General features: G+C 66.6%; 18 protein-coding genes and 1 riboswitch. Of the genes, 9 read left to right on the forward strand and 9 right to left on the reverse strand.

Going from position 1 to position 20264, the window contains the following annotated elements; translation table 11 throughout:
• Positions 1–165: 165 nt before the first annotated feature.
• The gene (locus tag ACZK4Z_RS03320) at positions 166–615 is read right to left on the reverse strand and encodes a DciA family protein (RefSeq protein WP_005408086.1); all 450 of its coding nucleotides are present in this window, start codon (positions 613–615) and stop codon (positions 166–168) included.
• 12 nt (positions 616–627) lie between these two features.
• Here ACZK4Z_RS03320 and ACZK4Z_RS03325 point away from each other — a divergent pair, with 12 nt between their 5' ends.
• The 3 genes from ACZK4Z_RS03325 (at position 628) to ACZK4Z_RS03335 (ending at position 5687) form a co-directional block, all read left to right on the forward strand.
• Positions 628–1584, forward strand: a complete 957-nt coding sequence (locus ACZK4Z_RS03325) for a M23 family metallopeptidase (protein ID WP_107432410.1) — start codon at positions 628–630, stop codon at positions 1582–1584.
• A gap of 300 nt (positions 1585–1884) precedes the next feature.
• Positions 1885–4617: a preprotein translocase subunit SecA gene (gene secA, locus ACZK4Z_RS03330; protein ID WP_032129708.1), complete on the forward strand. Its 2733-nt coding sequence runs from the start codon at positions 1885–1887 to the stop codon at positions 4615–4617.
• A gap of 113 nt (positions 4618–4730) precedes the next feature.
• Positions 4731–5687: a Nudix family hydrolase gene (locus ACZK4Z_RS03335; RefSeq protein ID WP_125895346.1), complete on the forward strand. Its 957-nt coding sequence runs from the start codon at positions 4731–4733 to the stop codon at positions 5685–5687.
• An 87-nt stretch (positions 5688–5774) separates the two neighbouring features.
• On the opposite strand, the gene ACZK4Z_RS03340 is transcribed toward ACZK4Z_RS03335, so the two are convergent.
• On the reverse strand, positions 5775–6359 hold the full coding sequence (locus ACZK4Z_RS03340) for a DUF4124 domain-containing protein (RefSeq protein ID WP_125895347.1): 585 nt from the start codon (positions 6357–6359) through the stop codon (positions 5775–5777).
• Positions 6360–6399: 40 nt separating this feature from the next.
• Positions 6400–7227, reverse strand: a complete 828-nt coding sequence (metF, locus tag ACZK4Z_RS03345; protein WP_049399801.1) for a methylenetetrahydrofolate reductase [NAD(P)H] — start codon at positions 7225–7227, stop codon at positions 6400–6402.
• Between the two features lie 203 nt (positions 7228–7430).
• Here metF and ACZK4Z_RS03350 point away from each other — a divergent pair, with 203 nt between their 5' ends.
• From ACZK4Z_RS03350 to ACZK4Z_RS03360, 3 genes are read left to right on the forward strand one after another with little or no spacing between them, the layout of a single operon-like run.
• The gene (locus tag ACZK4Z_RS03350) at positions 7431–8357 is read left to right on the forward strand and encodes an alpha/beta fold hydrolase (protein WP_125895348.1); all 927 of its coding nucleotides are present in this window, start codon (positions 7431–7433) and stop codon (positions 8355–8357) included.
• 24 nt (positions 8358–8381) lie between these two features.
• Complete coding sequence (locus tag ACZK4Z_RS03355) at positions 8382–9428, forward strand: sensor histidine kinase (protein WP_049399837.1); 1047 nt, start codon at positions 8382–8384, stop codon at positions 9426–9428.
• Positions 9425–10156 (forward strand): LytR/AlgR family response regulator transcription factor, encoded by a 732-nt coding sequence (locus tag ACZK4Z_RS03360; protein WP_478451185.1) that lies wholly within the window; start codon positions 9425–9427, stop codon positions 10154–10156. The genes ACZK4Z_RS03355 and ACZK4Z_RS03360 overlap by 4 nt, the downstream gene beginning before the upstream one ends.
• A 47-nt stretch (positions 10157–10203) precedes the next feature.
• On the opposite strand, the gene ACZK4Z_RS03365 is transcribed toward ACZK4Z_RS03360, so the two are convergent.
• From ACZK4Z_RS03365 to ACZK4Z_RS03375, 3 genes are read right to left on the reverse strand one after another with little or no spacing between them, the layout of a single operon-like run.
• Complete coding sequence (locus ACZK4Z_RS03365) at positions 10204–11496, reverse strand: sensor histidine kinase (RefSeq protein WP_125895350.1); 1293 nt, start codon at positions 11494–11496, stop codon at positions 10204–10206.
• Complete coding sequence (locus ACZK4Z_RS03370; RefSeq protein ID WP_032129701.1) at positions 11493–12182, reverse strand: response regulator transcription factor; 690 nt, start codon at positions 12180–12182, stop codon at positions 11493–11495. Before ACZK4Z_RS03370 ends, ACZK4Z_RS03365 begins: the two co-directional genes overlap by 4 nt.
• 2 nt (positions 12183–12184) lie before the next feature.
• A complete protein-coding gene (locus ACZK4Z_RS03375; protein WP_125895351.1) occupies positions 12185–13315 on the reverse strand; it encodes a type 1 glutamine amidotransferase domain-containing protein in 1131 nt (376 codons plus the stop codon).
• A 105-nt stretch (positions 13316–13420) separates the two neighbouring features.
• Between ACZK4Z_RS03375 and ACZK4Z_RS03380 the strand changes: the two genes are divergently transcribed.
• Positions 13421–13978 carry a DUF3228 family protein gene (locus ACZK4Z_RS03380; RefSeq protein WP_049425078.1) on the forward strand — a complete coding sequence of 186 codons (558 nt, stop codon included), beginning with the start codon at positions 13421–13423 and terminating at the stop codon, positions 13976–13978.
• 91 nt (positions 13979–14069) lie between these two features.
• Positions 14070–14702 carry an energy transducer TonB gene (locus tag ACZK4Z_RS03385; RefSeq protein ID WP_149908791.1) on the forward strand — a complete coding sequence of 211 codons (633 nt, stop codon included), beginning with the start codon at positions 14070–14072 and terminating at the stop codon, positions 14700–14702.
• On the opposite strand, the gene ACZK4Z_RS03390 is transcribed toward ACZK4Z_RS03385, so the two are convergent.
• From ACZK4Z_RS03390 to ahcY, 3 genes are all read right to left on the reverse strand, one after another.
• Positions 14699–15202 (reverse strand): hypothetical protein, encoded by a 504-nt coding sequence (locus tag ACZK4Z_RS03390; RefSeq protein ID WP_125895353.1) that lies wholly within the window; start codon positions 15200–15202, stop codon positions 14699–14701. The two genes, ACZK4Z_RS03385 and ACZK4Z_RS03390, sit on opposite strands and share 4 nt — an antisense overlap.
• Positions 15202–15675: a Cys-tRNA(Pro) deacylase gene (gene ybaK / locus ACZK4Z_RS03395; protein ID WP_049399794.1), complete on the reverse strand. Its 474-nt coding sequence runs from the start codon at positions 15673–15675 to the stop codon at positions 15202–15204. Before ybaK ends, ACZK4Z_RS03390 begins: the two co-directional genes overlap by 1 nt.
• A gap of 321 nt (positions 15676–15996) precedes the next feature.
• Positions 15997–17442 (reverse strand): adenosylhomocysteinase, encoded by a 1446-nt coding sequence (gene ahcY / locus ACZK4Z_RS03400; RefSeq protein WP_014036003.1) that lies wholly within the window; start codon positions 17440–17442, stop codon positions 15997–15999.
• A gap of 36 nt (positions 17443–17478) precedes the next feature.
• Positions 17479–17562, reverse strand: a riboswitch (S-adenosyl-L-homocysteine riboswitch).
• 120 nt (positions 17563–17682) lie between these two features.
• Here ahcY and ACZK4Z_RS03405 point away from each other — a divergent pair.
• Positions 17683–20199, forward strand: coding sequence for a S9 family peptidase (locus ACZK4Z_RS03405; protein ID WP_125895354.1), 2517 nt, complete (start codon positions 17683–17685; stop codon positions 20197–20199).
• Positions 20200–20264 lie beyond the last annotated feature (65 nt).

Below are 20264 nucleotides of genomic sequence, written 5' to 3' on the forward strand. Positions count from 1 at the left end.
ACGGTTTTGTGAACCTGTTGGATCGGAAGCCTGAATTTAACGCGGTTTTAACAACAATCTAACGACAGGCCCCCGGATGGCAGCTAGGATGCGACCCGGCCCCCGAATTGTTTCACGCCGTGGTGACACGCGCGACGGGGAGCGGAGCCGGATGCTCCGTTGTCGTCAGGACCGCTTCTTCGGCTTCGAAGGAACGTCCTGCAGGCAAGCCAAGGCGTCGCGTAGCCCTTTGTGCGTGGCGGCTGAAACTGCGTGGGGTCCATTCCGGTTGTCGAGCGCTGGGGAGCGCGTGGGAGTGGGAGACGCAGTCTTGATGGTCACCCTGGTGGCCTTCAGCCCGATGGAACGGGCCGCGTCGAGCAACTGGGCTTCGGCAAGCCGCAACTTGGCATGCCAGACCGGGGACTCGACGAGAAAAACGAGGTGTTCCCCGTCCACATTGGCCAGCCGGCAACGGCTGCGCAGAGGTGGCGGCAACTGGGGGCGCAACTGACGGTCCAGCGCGTCGAGCCACAAGGCACGCCGCAGCGGGTTCCCGCTTTTGTCCGCCATCACCGCATCCAGCGCCGGCTTCGGCACTGACGCGGGGCGAACGCTGGATTTCGGCTCAGACATGAAAACTCACTGATGGCATTCAAAAAGATCGTAATCAAAACGCGTGAAGGACAGGCCAAAGCGTCGCCGATCGCGCGTTTGCGGTTCTATTTCGAGGACCGCCCCCGCGCCCTGCTGGGCAGCGTGCTCGGGGTAGGCTGCATTATCGGCCTTGCCGGCGGCATTGGCGCCAGCGCGCTGAATGATTCCCGCCTGCAGGCCAAGGTCGAGCGCCAGGATGCAGAGCTGGCCAAGGTCAAGCGCGATGCGCAGACCCAGGTCAACGCGCTGGCGGCCCGCCTCGGCGAGCTGCAGGCCCAGGCCACCCGCCTCAACGCCCTCGGCGAACGGCTGACCCAGATGGGCAAGCTGGAAGACGGCGAGTTCGACTTCAACGAGACCCCCGGTCTCGGTGACGGCGACGCCGGCGGCCCGACCAGCGACATCCCGGTCAAGGACGTCAACGCCGACTTACAGGTGCTGGAGCAGCGCTTCGCTGCTTCAGGCCGCCAGTTGTCGGTGATGGAATCGCTGATGTTCGACCACCAGCTGCAGCAGAACGCCGTGCCGTCGCGCATGCCGATCCGCAACAGCTACGTGACCTCCGGTTTCGGCACCCGTGCCGACCCGTTCGGCCGCGGTGCCGCCACCCACAAGGGCATGGACTTCCACGCCAGGGTCGGTGACCCGGTGATGGCCGTGGCCGAAGGCGTGGTCAGCTTCTCCGGCGTGAAGGGCGGCTACGGTAACGTGGTCGACGTCGACCACGGTAACGGCTACGTCACCCGCTACGCGCACAATTCGCGCCTGGTGGTGAAGGTCGGCGACCTGGTGCGTGCCGGGCAGGAAGTGGCCAAGGCCGGTTCCACCGGTCGTTCGACCGGCGCCCACGTGCACTTCGAGGTGTGGGAGAACGGCAACGTGGTCAACCCGCGCAAGTTCCTCGGCGACGGCGGCAACACGCCGGTCGGCCGCGTCAGCCGCGGCTGATGCCCGGGTCGGATCCCTTCCGCGCCGCGGAAGGGCCCTGGCCCGATTCCGTTGATCTGGTAGTGCCGGCCGCTGGCCGGCAACCTCATGATCTTCGGCAGCATCGCGTACCCGGCCAGCGGCCGGCACTACCGGGAATGTTCGGATGCCATTGCCGCCAAAGGGTTGAAACCCCTTGCGGCCGTCCCAAGCTACAATGGGTGTTGCCATCGACAGGGCGCCAGGCGCCCTGTTTCGTTTGCGGCGGACGGATCCCAAGGGGGAGGCCGGGCGTCGTGTCCATCCAACCCGGTTCCTTCAATGATCAACAGCCTGCTTACCCGCGTATTTGGCAGTCGTAACGAACGACAGCTGCGCCAGCTCAACCGCATCGTCGCCAAGATCAATGCGCTGGAGCCGGAGATCGAGAAGCTTTCCGACGAGCAGCTTCAGGCCAAGACGCCGGAGTTCAAGCAGCGCATCGCCGACGGTGAAGCCCTGGACAAGGTGCTGCCGGAAGCGTTCGCGGTCTGCCGCGAAGCCGGTCGCCGCGTGCTGGGCATGCGCCACTACGACGTGCAGCTGATCGGCGGCATGGTGCTTCACCTGGGCAAGATCGCAGAAATGCGCACCGGTGAAGGCAAGACCCTGGTGGCGACCCTGCCGGTGTACCTCAACGCGCTGGAAGGCAAGGGCGTGCACGTGGTCACCGTGAACGACTACCTGGCCCGCCGCGACGCCGCGCAGATGGGCAAGCTGTACAACTGGCTGGGCCTGAGCGTGGGCGTGGTGTACCCGGGCATGCCGCACAGCGACAAGCGCGAAGCCTATGCCTCGGACATCACCTACGGCACCAACAACGAATTCGGCTTCGACTACCTGCGCGACAACATGGCGCTGTCCAAGGCCGACCGCTACCAGCGCGGCCTGCACTACGCCATCGTCGACGAAGTCGACTCCATCCTGATCGACGAAGCGCGTACCCCGCTGATCATCTCCGGACCGGCCGACGATTCCCCGGAGCTGTACATCCGCGTCAACCGCGTCGTACCGAACCTGGTCAAGCAGGAAGCGGAAGACGGCGAAGGCGACTTCTGGGTCGATGAGAAGGGCAAGCAGGTGCACCTGTCCGAAGCGGGCATGGAGCACGCCGAGCAGCTGCTGGTCGAGGCCGGCATCCTCGACGGCGAGACCGAAGGCCTGTACGCGCCGCAGAACCTGACCGTGGTCCACCACCTGAACGCCGCGCTGCGCGCGCACGCGATCTACCAGCGTGACGTGGACTACATCGTGCGCGATGGCGAAGTGGTCATCGTCGATGAGTTCACCGGCCGCACCCTGTCCGGTCGCCGCTGGTCCGATGGCCTGCACCAGGCGGTGGAAGCGAAGGAAGGCGTGCCGGTCCAGCGCGAGAACCAGACGCTGGCGAGCATCACCTTCCAGAACCTGTTCCGCATGTACAAGAAGCTGTCCGGCATGACCGGTACGGCCGATACCGAAGCCTTCGAGTTCCAGAGCATCTACGGCCTGGAAGTGGTGGTGATCCCGACCAACCGCCCGACCATCCGCAAGGACAGCCCGGACCAGGTGTTCCTGAACCGCAAGGGCAAGTTCAATGCGGTGCTGGCCGACATCGAAGAGTGCGCCAAGCGTGGCCAGCCGGTGCTGGTGGGTACCACCTCGATCGAAACCTCGGAAATGCTGTCCGAGCACCTGCGCAAGGCCGGCGTGAAGCACGAAGTGCTCAACGCCAAGCAGCATGACCGCGAAGCGACCATCGTCGCCAATGCCGGTCGTCCGGCCGCGGTCACCATCGCCACCAACATGGCCGGTCGTGGTACCGACATCGTGCTGGGCGGTTCGCTGGAAGCGGAAATCCACGAGCTGGGCGAAGGCGCGACCGACGAACAGAAGGCCGCGGTCAAGGCCGATTGGCAGAAGCGCCACGAGGCCGTCAAGGCTGCCGGCGGCCTGCACATCGTCGGCACCGAGCGCCACGAATCGCGCCGTATCGACAACCAGCTGCGTGGCCGTTCGGGCCGCCAGGGTGACCCGGGTTCGTCCCGCTTCTACCTGTCGCTGGAAGACAACCTGATGCGCATCTTCGCCTCCGACTGGGTGCAGAAGGCCATGCGCATGATGGGCATGAAGGAAGACGACGTCATCGAGGACCGCCTGGTCAGCCGCCAGATCGAGAAGGCGCAGCGCAAGGTCGAGGCCCACAACTTCGACATCCGCAAGAACCTGCTGGACTTCGACGACGTCAACAACGACCAGCGCAAGGTGATCTACGCACAGCGCGATGAACTGCTGGACGCCGAGTCGGTGAAGGACAACGTCGACGGCATCCGCGACGACGTGATCTTCGACGTGGTGGCCCGCTTCGTGCCGCCGAACTCGATCGACGAGCAGTGGGACCTGCGTGGCCTGGAAGCGACCCTGGAGTCGGACTTCGGCCTGCAGATGTCGCTGACCGACCTGGTCAAGTCGCACGAAGAGCTGGACGCCGAAGCCATCGCTGCCAAGGTGCAGGAGCGCGTCAACCAGCACTTTGCCGAGAAGGAAGCCGGTGTCGGTGAGGAAACCATGCGCGCGCTGGAGAAGCACGTGATGCTGACCGTGCTGGACCAGAGCTGGAAGGAGCACCTGGCGCGCATGGACTACCTGCGCCAGGGCATCTACCTGCGTGGTTACGCGCAGAAGCAGCCGAAGCAGGAATACAAGAAGGAAGCCTTCGAGCTGTTCTCGGACATGCTGGAGAACGTCAAGCGCGAAGTGGTGACCCTGCTGTCGCGCGTGCGCATCCGCAGCGACGAGGAAGTGCAGGCGCTGGAAGCGGCCGAACGCCAGCAGGCCGAAGCGCGCCTGAGCCAGTCGCAGTTCCAGCACCAGGACGTGGGCGGCTACAGCGCCGACGAGGAAGCCGCGCAGGTGCAGGCTGCCCAGCAGGGCATTGCACAGGCGCAGCGCGATGAGCCGAAGATCGGCCGCAACGATCCATGCCCGTGCGGCAGTGGCAAGAAGTACAAGCACTGCCACGGCCAGCTGAGCTGACCCCGAAAAGCCCCGCGAAAGCGGGGCTCTTTTTTCATGGCGGCTGTTTCGCGGGGCTGATCCGGCCCGATCCGAGATTGCGCGGGCCGCCCTGTTCTGGGCATGCTTCCCCCATGGCTCCCCCCACCCGATCGATCCACGTCGTGGCCGCCGTCATCACCGACGCCCGTGGCCGCGTGCTGCTCAACCGTCGTACCGAGAACCGCGACATGGCCGGCCTGTGGGAGTTCCCCGGCGGCAAGCGCGAATCCGGCGAGACCTCCGAGCAGGCGTTGGTTCGCGAGCTGCGCGAGGAACTGGGCATCGAAGCCGATGTCGGCGAATGGCTGATGGATGTGCCGCAGCGCTACCCGGACAAGCACCTGACCCTGGAAGTGCGCCACGTGCGCAGCTGGAAGGGGACGCCACGTGGCCGCGAGGGCCAGGCCATTACCTGGGTAGCGCCGGATAAACTGGGTCGCTATTCGATGCCACCGGCCGATCTGCCGGTGGTGGCCGCGCTGCGCCAGCCCGACAGCTACCTGATCACCCCGGCGCCGGCCGATGATGAGGGCGGCATGCAGCATTGGCATGAACAGCTGCAGCGCGCGGTGGACGCGGGCCAGCAGCGCATCCAGCTGCGGTTGCCGACGGCGCATCCGCAGCGCCAGGCGATGGTCGAACAGGCCGTGCGCGCGCATCGTCGCAGCGGGGTGCAGTGGCTGCTCAACCGCGATATCGAACGCGCGCGCGTACTGGGCGTTGGGGTGCACCTGGGCAGCGAGCAGCTGCTGGAGCTGTCGCAGCGTCCGCTGCCCGAAGGCCAGCTGGTGGCCGCGTCCTGCCATGACCTGCAGCAGCTGCAGGCCGCACAGCGGTTGGGCTGCGACTTCGCCGTGCTGGGCCCGGTGCAGGCCACGGCCAGCCATCCCGATGCCGTGCCGCTGGGCTGGAACGCGTTCGCCGAGCTGCGCGCGCAGGTGTCACTGCCAATCTACGCCCTGGGCGGCATGGGCCGCGGTCACATCGCCGAAGCGCGTCGCCATGGTGGGCAGGGCATCGCCGCCATCCGCACGCTGTGGCCGGAGTAAAGCTGCTTCGCTCGCCGGGCATGGCCCGGCGCTACCGTGTGGGATGGAGGCAGTAGATCCACGCCATGCGTGGATGGATGCTCGCGATCACAGCGTGATCCAGAAACACCCGTATTGCCGTCGCAACCCCAGCACCGTCGAAGCGCGCGACGCGCTGCCGGGCAGGGTCTGCTCCAGGCGCAGGCCGATGGGATGCCGCGCCACAGAGGCCACAGGGTCGGATCCCAACGCGGCAGGGCTCTGATCCTCATCCTGCGATTGCGGCAGCGCCTGTGACGGATACACCGGCACCACGTCCACCAGGGGCCGCCGCGCCAACGATTCCAGCTGGCCGAGGATGCGCTGCGCGCCCGCATCGGAAACCGCGCCCCACAGATACAGTGAGGACAGCCGATTCACATCGTTGCTGACGATGCCGACGCGCAGCGCGTCCACCAGTTCACTCAGCCGCCGCGGGCAGCGTGCCCCCAGGGTGTCGCGCTGCAGGGTATTGCCGGCGGGCGCAGGCGGTGGCAACCGCGACCGCGCGCCCAGGCTGTCGCAGGGCCGGTCGGTGTAGACGCTTTGGCCCTGGGCATCGGTGCAGCGGTTCAGGCGTGTGGACTGTGCGTGGGCGACGCTCGACAGCACGCACAGCGGCAGCAGCAACAGCAGGAAGGAAAGCCGGATCATCCTCGCAGGGTAGCGCCGATCACGCTTGCGCGCCGTGCTTTCAGCCCTGCAGCAGCTTCAGCACCGAAGTGGTCGGCTTGGCCAGGTTCAAGGTGTAGAAGTGCAGGCCGGGTGCGCCGCCTTCGATCAGGCGCTGGCACAGCTTGGCCACCACTTCAGTGCCGAATGCACGCACCGACTCTGCATCATCGCCATAGGCCTGCATCTTGCGGCTGATCCAGCGCGGGATCTCCGCACCGCACTGTTCGGAGAAGCGGCGCAGCTGGCTGAAGTTGGCGATCGGCATGATGCCGGGCGTGATCGGTACCTGCACGCCCAGCCGCCGCACTTCGTCGACGAAATGGAAGTAGGCATCGGGGTTGAAGAAGTACTGGGTGATCGCCGCATCGGCACCGGCGTCGATCTTGGCCTTGAAATGCTTCAGGTCGGCCAGTGCGTCGGAAGCCTGCGGGTGCGTTTCGGGGTACGCGCCCACTTCGATATGGAACGCATCACCGTGCTCGGCGCGGATGAAGTCGATCAGTTCGGCGGCATAGCGCATGTCACCGGGGAAACCCATGCCCGACGGCAGATCGCCGCGCAGCGCGACCAGGCGGCGGCAGCCGATGGCGCGGTACAGCTTGAGCAACTCGCGGATTTCCTGACGGGTGCCGCCGACGCAGGACAGATGCGGTGCGGCATCGAAGCCATGGTGCTGGTTGAGGTGGCGCACGGTCTCGGAGGTATAGCTCAGGGTCGAGCCACCGGCGCCGAAGGTACACGACACGTACTCGGGACCGTAGTCCTTCAGCCTGGCCGCGGCACGGTCCAGCTGGCTGCGCTGTTCGTCGGTCTTGGGCGGATAGAACTCGAAGCTGATGGCGGTCATGGCACGGGCGGCAGCGGCGGGTGCGGATCAGTATATCGCTTCATCAAGATGGATGTTGTCAATTTCTGCGGGCGAACATCGTCAGCCGCCTGCGACCGTTCGCCCCGGCGATCGGCCGCTGCTCCGAAATCGCCCCCCGGGTGCCGTGGCCGGCGGCACGCTGAGCCCATTCCGGCACCACCCACCTGACGAAGGAGCAGACGATGAAGATCTTCCTGGCACTCTGGTATGCAATGAAGGCCCTGGCCCGGCTGGCGATGATCGGCATGGCGATGGCCGTGCTCGGCTCCGGCTCGGCGCACGCCGCCAGCGCCCCGGCGGCGGGCAAGGTGCAGGTCGAGGTGGTCGGCAAGGGCCGCCCGCTGCTGATGATTCCCGGCCTCAACAGCAGCGCCGAGGTGTGGCGCGAGACCTGCCTGGCCCTGAAGGATGTGCAGTGCCATCTGGTGCAGCTGCCCGGCTTTGCCGGTGCGCTCGCGGCCGATCCGCGCCCGGTCGAGTTCCTGCCGGCGATGCGCGGGCAGCTGCTGGCCTACCTGCATGACCAGCATCTGGGGCCGGTGGTGGTGGTTGGCCACAGCCTCGGTGGCCTGCTGGGCCTGCAGATGGCGCAGGCCGAGCCGAAGGCGGTCAGCGCGCTGGTGGTGGTTGACGCCCTGCCATTCCTGCCGGCCGCGCGTGACCCGAAGGCCACCGCTGACAGCGTGCGGCCGGTGGTCGACCAGCTGCGCAAGGGCATGCTGGCCGCCGACGCCGCGCAATGGCAGGCGCAGTTGAAGGCGGGCCTGCCGGGGATGACCCGCGATACTCAGCGCCAGGCCGAACTGGGCCGCTGGGGCGAAGACAGCGATCGCCAGACCACGGCCGATGCCATGCATGCGGTGATGACCACTGACCTGCGTGACAGCATTGCCTCGATCACCGCACCGACGCTGGTGCTGGGCAGCTGGGCCGGCTACCAGCCGATGGGTGGCACCGAGGACGGCACCCGGGCGGTGTTCCAGTCGCAGTACGCGAAACTGCAGGGCGTACAGATCGCGATGAGCGCGCAGGGTTTCCACTTCCTGATGTGGGATGATCCGCGCTGGTTGCAGGAACAGGTGCAGGCCTTCCTCGACCGCCACCACTGAGTTTCAACACGCCTCGGAATGGACATGCCGGATTCCTCCTCGACGGTACGCTTCTGGCTGCTCAATGCGCTGGTATGGGCGCTCTATGGCGTTGCCGGAATCGGCCTGCGCCAAGCCTATTTCAGCGATGCCGGAAGCGCAGGCGTGTTGATCACGCTGGGCCTGGCGTTGGCCCTGTTCGGATGCAGCGGTGCCATCCGCGCGCTGGCGCTGCGTGCAGACTGGTGGGCGCGCGGAACGGCCGGGCTGTTGCTGCGGCTGGCGCTGTCGGTGGCATTGGGCGCGGCAGTGGCGCAGCTGCTGGTGAACATCGCGCTGCACTCGGCGCTGGCCTGGAACTGGGTGAGCCTGGGGCGGCAGACGGCCGACTTCAGCCCCAAGGCGCTGCTGCTCTACTGGTACACCACTGCGGTGATGCTGGCCCTGTGGGCAGCGCTTTGGGCAAGCCTGCACAGCCTGCGCCGGATACGCGGGGCGGAACTGGCCCGCCTGCGCGCCGAAGCCGAGCGCAGTGCGCTGGAACGCGATGCGCTGCGTGCACGGCTCAACCCGCACTTCATGTTCAATGCGCTGAACAACCTGCGCGCGCTGATCCTGGAAGATCCTGAGCGTGCGCGCGACATGGTCACCCGTCTGTCGCGCACGCTGCGCCAGGCGCTGGCGCACAACCGCAGCGAGCAGGTCACGCTGGCCGAGGAACTGGCGGTGGTGGACGACTACCTGGCCATCGAGGCGATCCACTTCGAACAGCGCCTGCAGGTGCGGCAGCAGATCGATGCCGATGCCATGCAGGCGCAGTTGCCGGCGATGGCACTACAGCTGCTGGTGGAGAACGCGATCAAGCACGGCATCGCCAGCCGCCCCGGCGGCGGCGAGGTGCAGATCCGTGCCACGCTGGACAATGACGTGCTGCGCCTGCAGGTGGATAATCCGCTGGGCAGCGCCAACGAGCCCACCCCTGGGCATGGCGTCGGCCTGGCCTACCTGCGTGCGCAGCTCGGTACGCAAGGTCGTTTCATCCTGCAGCCGGTCGGCGACCGCATGCGGGCCCTGCTGGAGATTCCGCAATGAATGGCGTGCTGCGCGTGTTGATCGTTGATGATGCGCGGCTGGCGCGGCAGGAGCTGCGCACGCTGTTGTCGGCGCTGCCGTGGGTGCAGTGCGTGGGCGAGGCCGACGATGTGCCGGCCGCGCGCGAGGCGATCGCCACGCTGGCCCCGGACCTGGTGCTGCTGGATGTGCAGATGCCCTCCGGCAGTGGCTTCGATGTTCTGGATGGGCTGGAGACGGTGCCGGCGGTGATCTTCGTTACTGCCTACGACACCTACGCGGTGCGCGCGTTCCAGGCCAACGCGCTGGACTATCTGGTGAAGCCGGTCGAGGCACCGCGCTTGCTGGAAGCGTTGCAGCGGGCGCGCCAGCGCGAGGTGGTGGTGGGCGAAACGCCGGAGCCGCGCAGCACACTGGGTGCGCAGGACCAGGTGTTCGTGCGCGAGGGTGAGCGCTGCTGGTTCGTGGCGGTCTCCGAGATCCGCAGGCTGGTGGTGGATGGCAACTACACGCGGCTGTGGTTCCGCGACCAGAACGCCCTGTTGACCCGCAGCCTGAGCGCGCTGGAAGCACGCCTGCCGCCGGATCTGTTCTTCCGTGCCAACCGCAACACGCTGGTCAACCTGCGCCGCATCCGAGGCGTGACGCCCAGCATCGCTGATGGTTATGACCTGGCGCTGGATGACGGCAGCGAGGTGGAGGTGTCGCGGCGGCAGGCGCGTGAACTGCGCGAGCGGATGGCGTTGTAGTTGCCGCTACAGCTCGGCACTGACCGGGCTGGACCGCCGGAGGCGCTTCATGCCTCGGCTGGCTGCCCCCTCAAGCGGGCCATCACCCCGCCACCGCCGTGCTGGATGACCAGTTCGAGCCCGTAGTGGCTGCACAGTCGCCGCATGATATCCAGGCCCAGGCCGTTGCCCTCGCTGCCATCACGCTTGTCGAATGGCCGCGGCTCGGGCCAGTTGCCAAGGAAGGGTGAAGCACCTGCCGTGTTGTGCACCAGCAGCTGAGCGTCCTGCCATGCAATCAGGACCTGGCCCTGCGCGGTATGCGCGAACGCATTGCCGACCAGATTGGCCAGGACTACGCGCAGGGCCGCCTCGGGCGCGCGCAGCGTGGCCCCGTCGGGCACGGTCAGCTGTACCTCGACCGGCCGTGCAGCCAGCAACGGAGACTGCTCGATGATCACCCGTTCCAGCAGCGGCACAAGTTTGACCGGCGGAGCGCCGTGGCTGGCGGTTTCCTCGCGAGCCAGCGCCAGCAGCGCCGCAATGGCCTGCTGCAGCTGCAGTGCCGAAAGACGGATATGCTGCACATGCTGGCGGCCACGCTCGGACAGGCCCGACTCGCTGGCCAACTGGCCTGCCGCACTGGAGATAACGCTCAAGGGTGTGCGCAGTTCGTGGCTGGCATCGCGCGTGAACGCGTGTTCGCGGGCAACGAAGGCAGCGACGCGTGCGGACAATCCATCCAGGGCGCGCGCGAGCACGCCAATCTCGTCATCGTCGAAACGTGCTGCCAGGCGCACGCCGGGGCCTGGTTCCGGCTGCAGCGCTTCAACCTCCTCGACCAGCGCATAGAGCGAGCGTGTGCTGCGATGGGCGAGCCAGATGCCGAGGAAGATCGCCGCGATCAGGACCAGCAGTGCTGTGCCGGCAAGCAGCATTACGACCCGATCGCGGATCGGCCGGACCACCAGTTGCGCACTGACCTCCGACACAAGCCAAGCAGGGCGGGCGCCGGCCGGGGGATCGATCCGCTTGAGATGGTAGTGCCGACCATCGACACCCGCGAACTCCGAGCGCCACGGTTCCTTTGCGAACTCGCTGCGCAGATCGTCGGGGAAGGTAGAGGGTGAACGATGCAGCTGGATTGCGGCATCGGCAGGTGTACGCCAGTCCCCTTCGAGCGCGTGCCGGGCGAGCTGAGCCCGTGCTTCACGGTCCAGTTGGGCGTTGAAGATGCTGTCTTCCACCACATACATGAACACCAGCGAGTAGGTGCCGAACACCATGGCGGTGAACAGCGCGAAGGCTGTGAATGTGATCAGCAGTCGACGGCGCAGGTGCTGGGTGGGCCGCGGTTTCATGGCGAAGCTTCCAGACGGAAGCCGACACCGTGGACGGTGCGCAGCATCTCGCCTTCGAACGGCCTGTCCAGTACCTGCCGCAACAGGTACAGATGCGAGCGCAGCGGATCGGAAGGAGGTGCTTCATCCCCCCACAGGCGTTGAACGAGCTCGCTGCGGGTGACGGTTCGCGGCCAGGCCTCGGCCAGTACGAGCAGGATGCGCTGCGGAACCTGTGCCAGCTCCAGCAGCAATCCCGCGCGCCAGGCCTGGCCGCTGCGGCGGTCGATGCTCAGCGGCCCAATCTGCAGGAGGTTCGGTTGACCCACGCGATGGCGGCGGGCGAGGGCGAGACAGCGGGCGAGCAGCTCGGCATCGTCGAAGGGCTTGACCAGATAGTCATCCGCGCCCGCAGCGAAGCCCTGCAGCTTGTCGTCGATCGCATCGCGTGCGGTCAGCATCAGGATGGGGACGTGCCGATCACTGCACTCGCGCAACCGACGGCAGACCGTCGTACCATCGGTGCCCGGCAACCCGATATCGAGCAGCAGCACATCCGGCGGTGACGCCAGCGCCAACTGCAGCCCGACGTGTCCGCCAGCGGCGAAATCGACCAGATGGCCATGCGCCTGCAGCATGTCGATGATGGCCGAGGCCAACGGCAGGTTGTCTTCAATCAACAGCAGGCGCAGGCGCTCGGCGTCCATGGTCAGGGCTGCATGCGGGCCAGGAGAGCGTTAGCTTCGTCCAGACCGGGCTGCTTTTCCAGCACAGCCAGTACCTGCGAACGGGCCAGATCGGTCCGGCCCAGGCGCCAGTGCGCTTCTGCCATCGCGACCTGCAGCCTCGGCTCGTCCATATGCGGGCTGGCCAGCTGCATGATGGACAGCGCGTCGGCGGTTGCAGTGGCGTCCTTTGCTGCTTTCAGCTGGTAGAAACCCAGCATGCCGATCAGCTCGACGTGATGGTCGGACGGGCGCTGCGCCAGTATCTGCGCCGCCTGACCATCACGCTGCTGCAGGTGCTGCTCCACCAGCGCCATGCTGCGCTCATCGCGCCATGCCTGGCGTGCCAGTGGCACACGCCCGCTGGCGCGCACGAAGGCGTCAGCCAGTGCGGCGGTCGAGAACGGGTTCTGACCGGTCAGCAGGCGTCCATCGACTACGACCTTGGGCATCATCAGCGGTGCCTCCTGCCAGCGTGCGCCCAGCTCGCGCATGCGCGGTTCAAGCTGGAACGCGAATTCCTTCGCCCAACGTTTGCCGAACAGTGCTTCTTCCTCTTCCGTGAATCCGGTCATGGCGCGGCCTTCCACCATGGCCCGGCCATCGGGAAGGCGAACACCCGCCAGTGCGGCCGGACCATGGCATACCGCCGCGACCAGTCCTCCCTGCTGCCAGATTCCGGCAATCGTGGCATGCAGGGCCTTGTCGGCCGGAAGGTCGAACATGGCACCCTTGCCGCCGATCACCAGGACGCCCTGGTAGTCGCTGGCACGCAGTTGTGCAGTGGGTACGGTCGCGGCAAGCTTGCCCATGGCCTGGGAATCGGCAAGGACAGCTGCGTTGAAGGCCTCGGAGGGGTTGTACTTGTCAGCCTCGACGGCGCCGCCACGCGGACTTGCCACGTCGATGTCGAAGCCGTTCTGCTTGAGGATGAGCCAGGCCTGGGCGAATTCGTCCATCTCGAAGCCAGGACGGGTCTTCCCTTGGTCCCGGCCTTCGCTGCTGACGACGAGCAGCACGCGCGATGGTGCGGCAGACGTGGAAGATGGGGCCATGGCAGGGAGGAGAAGGACGGCCAGCAGGCCGGACAGCAGGGGGGAGCGGAAGCGGTTCATGCAGGACTCTCCGGGAGATGTGCGCGCACTGTGGCCGGCAAATGTGAAGCAGACTTCAAGCGCATCGACGGTTACCCTGAGGGCCTGTTCCCGTTCGTGCATGCCATGTCCATCGTCCTCACCGATTTCGCCCGTCCCCGCCTGTTCCCGCGCGTGCCGCGTGGCAACACCATCCAGGACTGTACTGCCGAGCAGTTCGAGGCACACCTCAATGCGCACGCGCCGCTGAAGGTGCTCGACGGCTACGCGCCGTTCTGCAAACTGTTCGTCTACGAGAACTGGACCAGCACGCGCTGCCTGACGGTGCCGGTCACCGAGGCCAACCGCCACCAGCTGCGCAGCGGCTACGAGGCGCGCAACCGCGAGGAACTGCCGGTACTGGTGCGCTGGTTCGAGGGCGTGGAGTCGCCGCGCGCGAACTATCTGGTGGTGATCCTGTACAGCGCCGGGCAGCTGGCGAAGGAGGGTTCACCGATCGAGGCCGACTGGGGCATCGTCGGCTGTATCTACACCGCCGAACCCGAAGAAGTACCGATGGCGCCGATCACCATGATGCGCAATGCACTGGGCGTGGAGGAGGGCGGTTCCGGTGTGCCGCTGGATCGCGAGGCTTATCAGCGCTCCGTCGCGTTCTGGGAGAACAACGCCAACTGGCGGCCGTGAGCCCACGCTGCGGCCGGACAGTCGGCATGTGAACAGGGAAGATTGCAGCGGGACGCTACCATGGCGGTGGATCAACGCAGGGAGCACAGGGATGGATGTTCGCAGTTGGATGCCGTTCGCATGGGTCGCCGCAGGCCTGCTGGCCGCGTGTGAGGGCTCTGCAGCAAAATACGATGCAGGCGCTGCCTGTGGTGCTTTGTCCGACGTGACGCCGATCCGCGATGCCGGCGTGGGTTCACTGCAGGCGCAGGCAACGTCGGGGCGCTGCACGTTCCATGTGGAAGCGGATGACGCTGCAGCGCTTTCGCGTCAGCAGTCGTTGCTGCAGAGCGTGTCTGCGATCGCCTGTGGTGCGCCAGCCACCACCCGGCCTTCGCAAGGGGCTGCAGGCTTTGACCTGCAGATGCCTGCACGTTGCCCACTCTCTTCCAGCACGCCGTTGATTGCCCGGGAAGGAGGCTGGCACCAGCGGCGACTTTCGTCGGTCCCGACGTATCCTGCGGCCGCCATGCGCGAGGCCCAGCAGGGAGGTGTCGAGCTGATGCTGCTGCTGGATGCGCAGGGCAAGACCCAGGCGATCATCCTGTCCCGATCCAGCGGCTACCCGCTGCTCGATGCGGCGGCGCTCAAGCACGCGCGTGACTGGCGCTACGAGCGTGAAGCGGCAGGCAAGGCACCAAGCATGAGCCTGATACGCGGCACGGTCACGTTCAAGCTCAACTAAGGCGTCTGCAGGGCGGGCTCGGGCTTCCACTCCCACCAGGTGTAGTGGTATTCGCGCTCGGTCGCGCTCCATTGCTGCGCGCAGCAGGTGCATGTCAGCCGGTAGCATTCGCCCCAGCCGTCCTCCGCTTCGCCCCGTGCACGCAGCTGCACGTGACCTTGTTCCAGCAGCGGCTCGGGGCTGAAGAACACATAGGATGGGTAGAGCGCGCACAGGCAGCCTTCGCGTGCCTGCCAGTAGCGCAGCCGTTGCAGGGCCGCCTTCAGGTGCACCTGGTTGCTGATCAGCATGCCGCCAAGGGCGATGCCTTGGCAGCTGCGTTCGATCGTATCCACATGCGCGACCAGCGCGTCCAACGATGAGGCGCTGAACAGCCGAGCGACCGTACGCGTGGCATCGTTGATGCGCGTTGCATCGCGCGACAACAGGTCCTGCAGCAGCACATCGGCCTGTGCATCGTCGAGCCGGGGTATCGGTGCTGCAGACCACGGCCAGCGCATCAGCGTGACTTGCCGATGGCAGCGTAGTGGCCGGCAGTCAGCCGCAGCAGGTCGGCTGGTGCCAGTTCCACTTCCAGGCCGCGGCGACCGGCGCTGACATGCAGCGCGGGCAATGCCTGCGCGCTGGCGTCCAGGAAGGTGCGCAGGCGCTTCTTCTGCCCGAGTGGGCTGATGCCACCGACCAGGTAACCGGTCGCGCGCTGTGCGGCATCGGCCGCGGCCATTTCGCACTTCTTGCAGCCGGCCGCTTCGGCCAGCGCCTTCAGGTCGAGCTGGCCGGCGACCGGCACGATTGCCACCAGCAGTTCGTGGGTTTCGGTACTGGCCAGCAGGGTCTTGAACACCTGGGCCGGGTCGAGGCCGAGCTTGTCGACGGCTTCGCCGCCATACGATTCGGCGTGAGCATCGTGCACGTAGCTGCGCACGGTGTGGGCGATCTTCTCGCGCTTGAGCAGGTTGATGGCCGGAGTCATGGGGGCATCCTAGCGCGGGGCAGGGGTGTTGCCTTGACCGAGGCTATTGTTCCCGCTCCGGTGGGGAACATCCACGCATGGCGTGGATCTACTGTGGGTTGGCTGGGGGATATCCACGCATGGCGTGGATCTACTGTGGGTTGGCTGGGGGATATCCACGCATGGCGTGGATCTACTGGGGCCGGACGATCAGTAGATCCACGCCATGCGTGGATACGTGGTGTACGGCTGCAGGCAGACGCAGAACGGGCGCCCGAAGGCGCCCGTTCCGTGTGTTGCATGCACCGGTAGTGCCGGCCGCTGGCCGGCACCGCGCAGGCATCAGTAGCGGTAGTGGTCCGGCTTGAACGGGCCTTCCACCGGCACGCCGATGTAGTCGGCCTGTTCCTGGCTCAGGGTGGTCAGCTTCACGCCGATCTTTTCCAGGTGCAGGCGGGCCACTTCTTCGTCCAGCTTCTTCGGCAGCAGGTAGACCTTCTTCTCGTAGCTGTCCTTGTTCGCCCACAGGTCGATCTGTGCCAGGGTCTGGTTGGCGAAGCTGTTGGACATCACGAAGCTCGGGTGGCCGGTGGCGCAGCCCAGGTTCACCAGGCGGCCTTCGGCCAGCAGGAAGATCGCGTTGCCGTTCGGGAAGATGTACTTGTCCACCTGCGGCTTGATGTTGACGTGCTTGATGCCGGCGAACGACACCAGCGCATCGACCTGGATCTCGTTGTCGAAGTGGCCGATGTTGCAGACGATGGCCTGGTCCTTCATCGCGCTCAGGTGCTCGATGCGGATGATGTCCTTGTTGCCGGTGGTGGTGACGTACAGGTCGGCACGGCCCAGGGTCGATTCGATGGTGTTGACTTCATAGCCTTCCATCGCCGCCTGCAGGGCGCAGATCGGGTCGATCTCGGTGACGATGACGCGCGCGCCGTAGGCACGCAGCGAGGCCGCACAGCCCTTGCCGACGTCGCCGTAGCCGCAGACCACGGCCACCTTGCCGGCCAGCATCACGTCCATCGCGCGCTTCAGGCCATCGGCCAGCGACTCGCGGCAGCCGTACAGGTTGTCGAACTTGCTCTTGGTGACCGAGTCGTTGACGTTGATCGCCGGGATCAGCAGGGTGCCGGCCTGGGCCAGCTGGTACAGGCGGTGCACGCCGGTGGTGGTCTCTTCGGAGACGCCCTTCCAGTCCTTGACCACGCGGCCCCAGTAACCAGGGCGCTCCTTGGCGACGCGCTTGAGCAGGTTCTTGATGACCTGTTCTTCGTGCGAGGCAGAGGCGGTGTTGACCCAGTCGCTGCCGTTTTCCAGCTCGTAGCCCTTGTGGATCAGCAGGGTCACGTCACCACCGTCGTCGACCACCAGCTCCGGGCCGGTCAGGGTGCCGTCGGCCAGGGTGAAGGTCAGCGCGTCCAGGGTGCAGTCCCAGTACTCTTCCAGGGTTTCGCCCTTCCAGGCGAACACCGGGGTGCCGGTGGCCGCAATGGCGGCGGCCGCGTGGTCCTGGGTCGAGAAGATGTTGCACGAGGCCCAGCGCACGTCGGCGCCGATGTCCTTCAGGGTCTCGATCAGCACGGCGGTCTGGATGGTCATGTGCAGCGAGCCGGTCACGCGCACGCCCTTCAGCGGCAGCTCGGCCTGGTACTTGCGGCGGATCGACATCAGGCCCGGCATTTCGTGCTCGGCGATGTCCAGTTCCTTGCGGCCCCAGTCGGCCAGCGTGATGTCGCGGATCTTGTAATCACCTTCGGTGGAGAAGGTCTTGGCAACAGCGTTCATTCGTGTGCTCCGGTTGTGGGCGAGCGGGTGCTCGCATCTAGCCGGGCGCCGTTGTTACAAAGCCACCTTACCGAGCCTGGCCGGGCCTCGTGGGATCCGGTCGCAGCGCCCCTCGGCAGGGGAGAACCCCCATTATATCGCGGCCCCGGCGTGACATCCGGATGACCCAACCATCGGCAGATGGGGCCGCGTGCACGGCCTGTTAAGGTCGGTGTTTTCACGCATCACACAGGTGGAACGATGAGCATGCACGCGCGCCGCACACGGCGCTGGACCGGCCTGGTCCTGTCGATGGGACTGCTGGCGGTGGCCCCGCTGGCCTGGGCTGCGTCCCCGCAGCCCGCCCAGGTACAGGCCCAGGGCGTCAACGGCTACGAACTGCCTTCGGCGGCGCTGCAGGCGGTGGTGGACGCGCCGCGCGCGCCCTCGCTGTACCTGTCGCCACGCCGCGATGTCGCCGCGATGATGCAGATGCCGTCGCTACCGTCGATCCAGGTGGTGGCGCAGCCGGAACTGAAGCTGGCCGGCCTGCGCATCAACCCGCGCACCTTCTCCGACAGCCGCTTCAGCTTCGGCGAGAAGCTGTGGCTGATGAACGTGGCCGACGGCAAGGAACGGCAGATCAGCGGCCTGCCGGCCAAGCTGTCGATCGCCAGCGTGATGTGGTCGCCGGACCAGAAGTGGCTGGCCTTCAACCAGGTCGACGCCGCCAGCGGCGCCAATGAACTGTGGCTGGTGGATGTGGCCGGCGGCAGCGCCCGTCGTCTGGTCGCCGGCCTGAACACGGTGATCGGCAGTGGCTACCAGTGGCTGCCGGACAGCCGCGGCCTGGTGGTGTTCACCCGTCCGGCCAACCTTGGTGCGGCCCCGTCCGCTGACGGCATTCCGACCGGCCCGGCCGTGCAGCAGACCAGCCAGGGCGGCGGCGTGGTGTCGATCCGTACCTACCAGGACCTGCTGAAGAACGAGGCCGACGCGCGCCAGTTCGATTACTACGCCACCACCCAGCCGATGGAAGTCAGCCTGGATGGCAACACCCGCGCGATCGGCGCAGCTGGCATCTTCATGGGCTTTGCGGTGTCGCCGGATGGCCGCTTCGTGCTGCGCCAGCCGGTGCAGCGGCCGTATTCCTACGTGGTGCCGGTGAGCAGTTTCCCGCGTCGCATTGAAGTGATCGACCGTGCCAGCGGCAAGCTGGTGCACACCGTGGCCGTGCGTCCGCTGGTGGAAGGTTTGCCGACCGGCAACGACGCTGAAGTGACCGGCGTGCGCGATATCAGCTGGCGTGGTGATGCCGACGCAACGCTGGTCTGGGCCGAAGCCCAGGACGGCGGCGACCCGAACAGGGACGCCAAGGTGCGCGATGCGGTGCTGATGCAGGCTGCGCCGTTCGACAAGCCGCCGGTCACGTTGGCCCAGCTCGGCAGCCGTCTGGTGGGCATCAACTGGGGCCGTGGCGACCTGGCCCTGCTGACCGAGTCGTGGTGGAAGACGCGCAAGACCAGGACCTGGCTGATCGCCCCGGACAATGCCGGCGCCGAGCCGCGCCTGCTGTGGGATCGCGACGGGCAGGACCGCTATTCCGATCCGGGCCGGCCGCTGTTGTCCAGCGACGACCGCGGCCGCTCGCTGCTGCAGACCAGCGCCGATGGCAGCAGCCTGTATCTGGCCGGTGCCGGTGCATCGCCGGAAGGCGATCGTCCGTTCGTGGACCGCTTCGACGTTGCCACGGGCAAGGCCACCCGCCTGTTCCACTCGCAGGCGCCGAGCTATGCGCTGCCGGTGGCGTTGCTGGACGACCAGGCCAGCTCGCTGCTGCTGAGCCGCGAGAGCCCGGATGAGCCGGCCAACTTCTACGTGCAGTCGCTGGCCGATGCCGGTGCTGCGCCGCGTGCGCTGACCCACTTCGCGCATCCGCTGCCGCAGTTGAAGGGCGTGCAGAAGGAGCAGATCCGCTACAAGCGCAAGGATGGCGTCGACCTGACCGCGACCCTGCTGCTGCCGCCGGGCTACGACCCGAAGCGCGACGGCCCGCGGCCGCTGCTGATGTGGGCCTACCCGGGCGAGTTCAAGAGTGCGGCTGCGGCCAGCCAGGTGACCGATTCGCCGTACCGCTTCAATGCGGTCAGCTACTGGGGCCCGCAGGCGTTCCTGGCCAAGGGCTATGTGGTGCTGGCCAGCCCGTCGATGCCGATCATCGGCGAAGGCGACAAGGAGCCGAACGACACCTACATCGAACAGCTGGTGGCCAACGCGCAGGCAGCCGTGGATGAAGTGGTGCGCCGTGGCGTGACCGATCGCGATCACATCGCCATTGGTGGCCATTCCTACGGTGCGTTCATGACCGCCAACCTGCTGGCGCACACGCGCCTGTTCAAGGCGGGCATCGCGCGCAGCGGCGCCTACAACCGCACGCTCACGCCGTTCGGCTTCCAGGCCGAGGAGCGCAACTACTGGCAGGCGCAGGACGTCTACCAGAAGATGGCGCCGTTCAACTACGCCGACAGGATCAAGGATCCGATCCTCTTCATCCACGGCGTGGACGACAACAACTCCGGCACGTTCCCGATGCAGAGCGAGCGCATGTTCGCCGCAGTGAAGGGCCTGGGTGGCACCGCGCGTCTGGTGATGCTGCCGAACGAATCGCATGCCTACCGTGCACGCGAGTCGATCATGACCATGCTGGCCGAAAGCGAGCGCTGGCTGGAACAGACCATCGGCCCGGCCGAGCAGGGCAAGGCGAAGAAGAAGCGCTGACGTGACCCGGTAGTGCCGGCCGCTGGCCGGCAACCTCAGGTCGCGTGAGTCCATGAGGTTGCCGG

This window comes from Stenotrophomonas sp. 71799_Sma, assembly GCF_056482505.1.

What these genes read in the sequence shown, in the direction of transcription:
- ACZK4Z_RS03375 (WP_125895351.1), bottom strand. Translation starts at nt 13,315, where the DNA reads ATGAACCGCTTCCGCTCCCCCCTGCTGTCCGGCCTGCTGGCCGTCCTT.
- ACZK4Z_RS03380 (WP_049425078.1), top strand. Translation starts at nt 13,421, where the DNA reads ATGTCCATCGTCCTCACCGATTTCGCCCGTCCCCGCCTGTTCCCGCGC.
- ACZK4Z_RS03320 (WP_005408086.1), bottom strand. Translation starts at nt 615, where the DNA reads ATGTCTGAGCCGAAATCCAGCGTTCGCCCCGCGTCAGTGCCGAAGCCG.
- ACZK4Z_RS03390 (WP_125895353.1), bottom strand. Translation starts at nt 15,202, where the DNA reads ATGCGCTGGCCGTGGTCTGCAGCACCGATACCCCGGCTCGACGATGCA.
- metF (WP_049399801.1), bottom strand. Translation starts at nt 7,227, where the DNA reads ATGACCGCCATCAGCTTCGAGTTCTATCCGCCCAAGACCGACGAACAG.
- ACZK4Z_RS03405 (WP_125895354.1), top strand. Translation starts at nt 17,683, where the DNA reads ATGAGCATGCACGCGCGCCGCACACGGCGCTGGACCGGCCTGGTCCTG.
- ACZK4Z_RS03365 (WP_125895350.1), bottom strand. Translation starts at nt 11,496, where the DNA reads ATGAAACCGCGGCCCACCCAGCACCTGCGCCGTCGACTGCTGATCACA.
- ahcY (WP_014036003.1), bottom strand. Translation starts at nt 17,442, where the DNA reads ATGAACGCTGTTGCCAAGACCTTCTCCACCGAAGGTGATTACAAGATC.
- secA (WP_032129708.1), top strand. Translation starts at nt 1,885, where the DNA reads ATGATCAACAGCCTGCTTACCCGCGTATTTGGCAGTCGTAACGAACGA.
- ACZK4Z_RS03385 (WP_149908791.1), top strand. Translation starts at nt 14,070, where the DNA reads ATGGATGTTCGCAGTTGGATGCCGTTCGCATGGGTCGCCGCAGGCCTG.
- ybaK (WP_049399794.1), bottom strand. Translation starts at nt 15,675, where the DNA reads ATGACTCCGGCCATCAACCTGCTCAAGCGCGAGAAGATCGCCCACACC.
- ACZK4Z_RS03350 (WP_125895348.1), top strand. Translation starts at nt 7,431, where the DNA reads ATGAAGATCTTCCTGGCACTCTGGTATGCAATGAAGGCCCTGGCCCGG.
- ACZK4Z_RS03340 (WP_125895347.1), bottom strand. Translation starts at nt 6,359, where the DNA reads ATGATCCGGCTTTCCTTCCTGCTGTTGCTGCTGCCGCTGTGCGTGCTG.
- ACZK4Z_RS03360 (WP_478451185.1), top strand. Translation starts at nt 9,425, where the DNA reads ATGAATGGCGTGCTGCGCGTGTTGATCGTTGATGATGCGCGGCTGGCG.
- ACZK4Z_RS03335 (WP_125895346.1), top strand. Translation starts at nt 4,731, where the DNA reads ATGGCTCCCCCCACCCGATCGATCCACGTCGTGGCCGCCGTCATCACC.
- ACZK4Z_RS03355 (WP_049399837.1), top strand. Translation starts at nt 8,382, where the DNA reads ATGCCGGATTCCTCCTCGACGGTACGCTTCTGGCTGCTCAATGCGCTG.
- ACZK4Z_RS03370 (WP_032129701.1), bottom strand. Translation starts at nt 12,182, where the DNA reads ATGGACGCCGAGCGCCTGCGCCTGCTGTTGATTGAAGACAACCTGCCG.
- ACZK4Z_RS03325 (WP_107432410.1), top strand. Translation starts at nt 628, where the DNA reads ATGGCATTCAAAAAGATCGTAATCAAAACGCGTGAAGGACAGGCCAAA.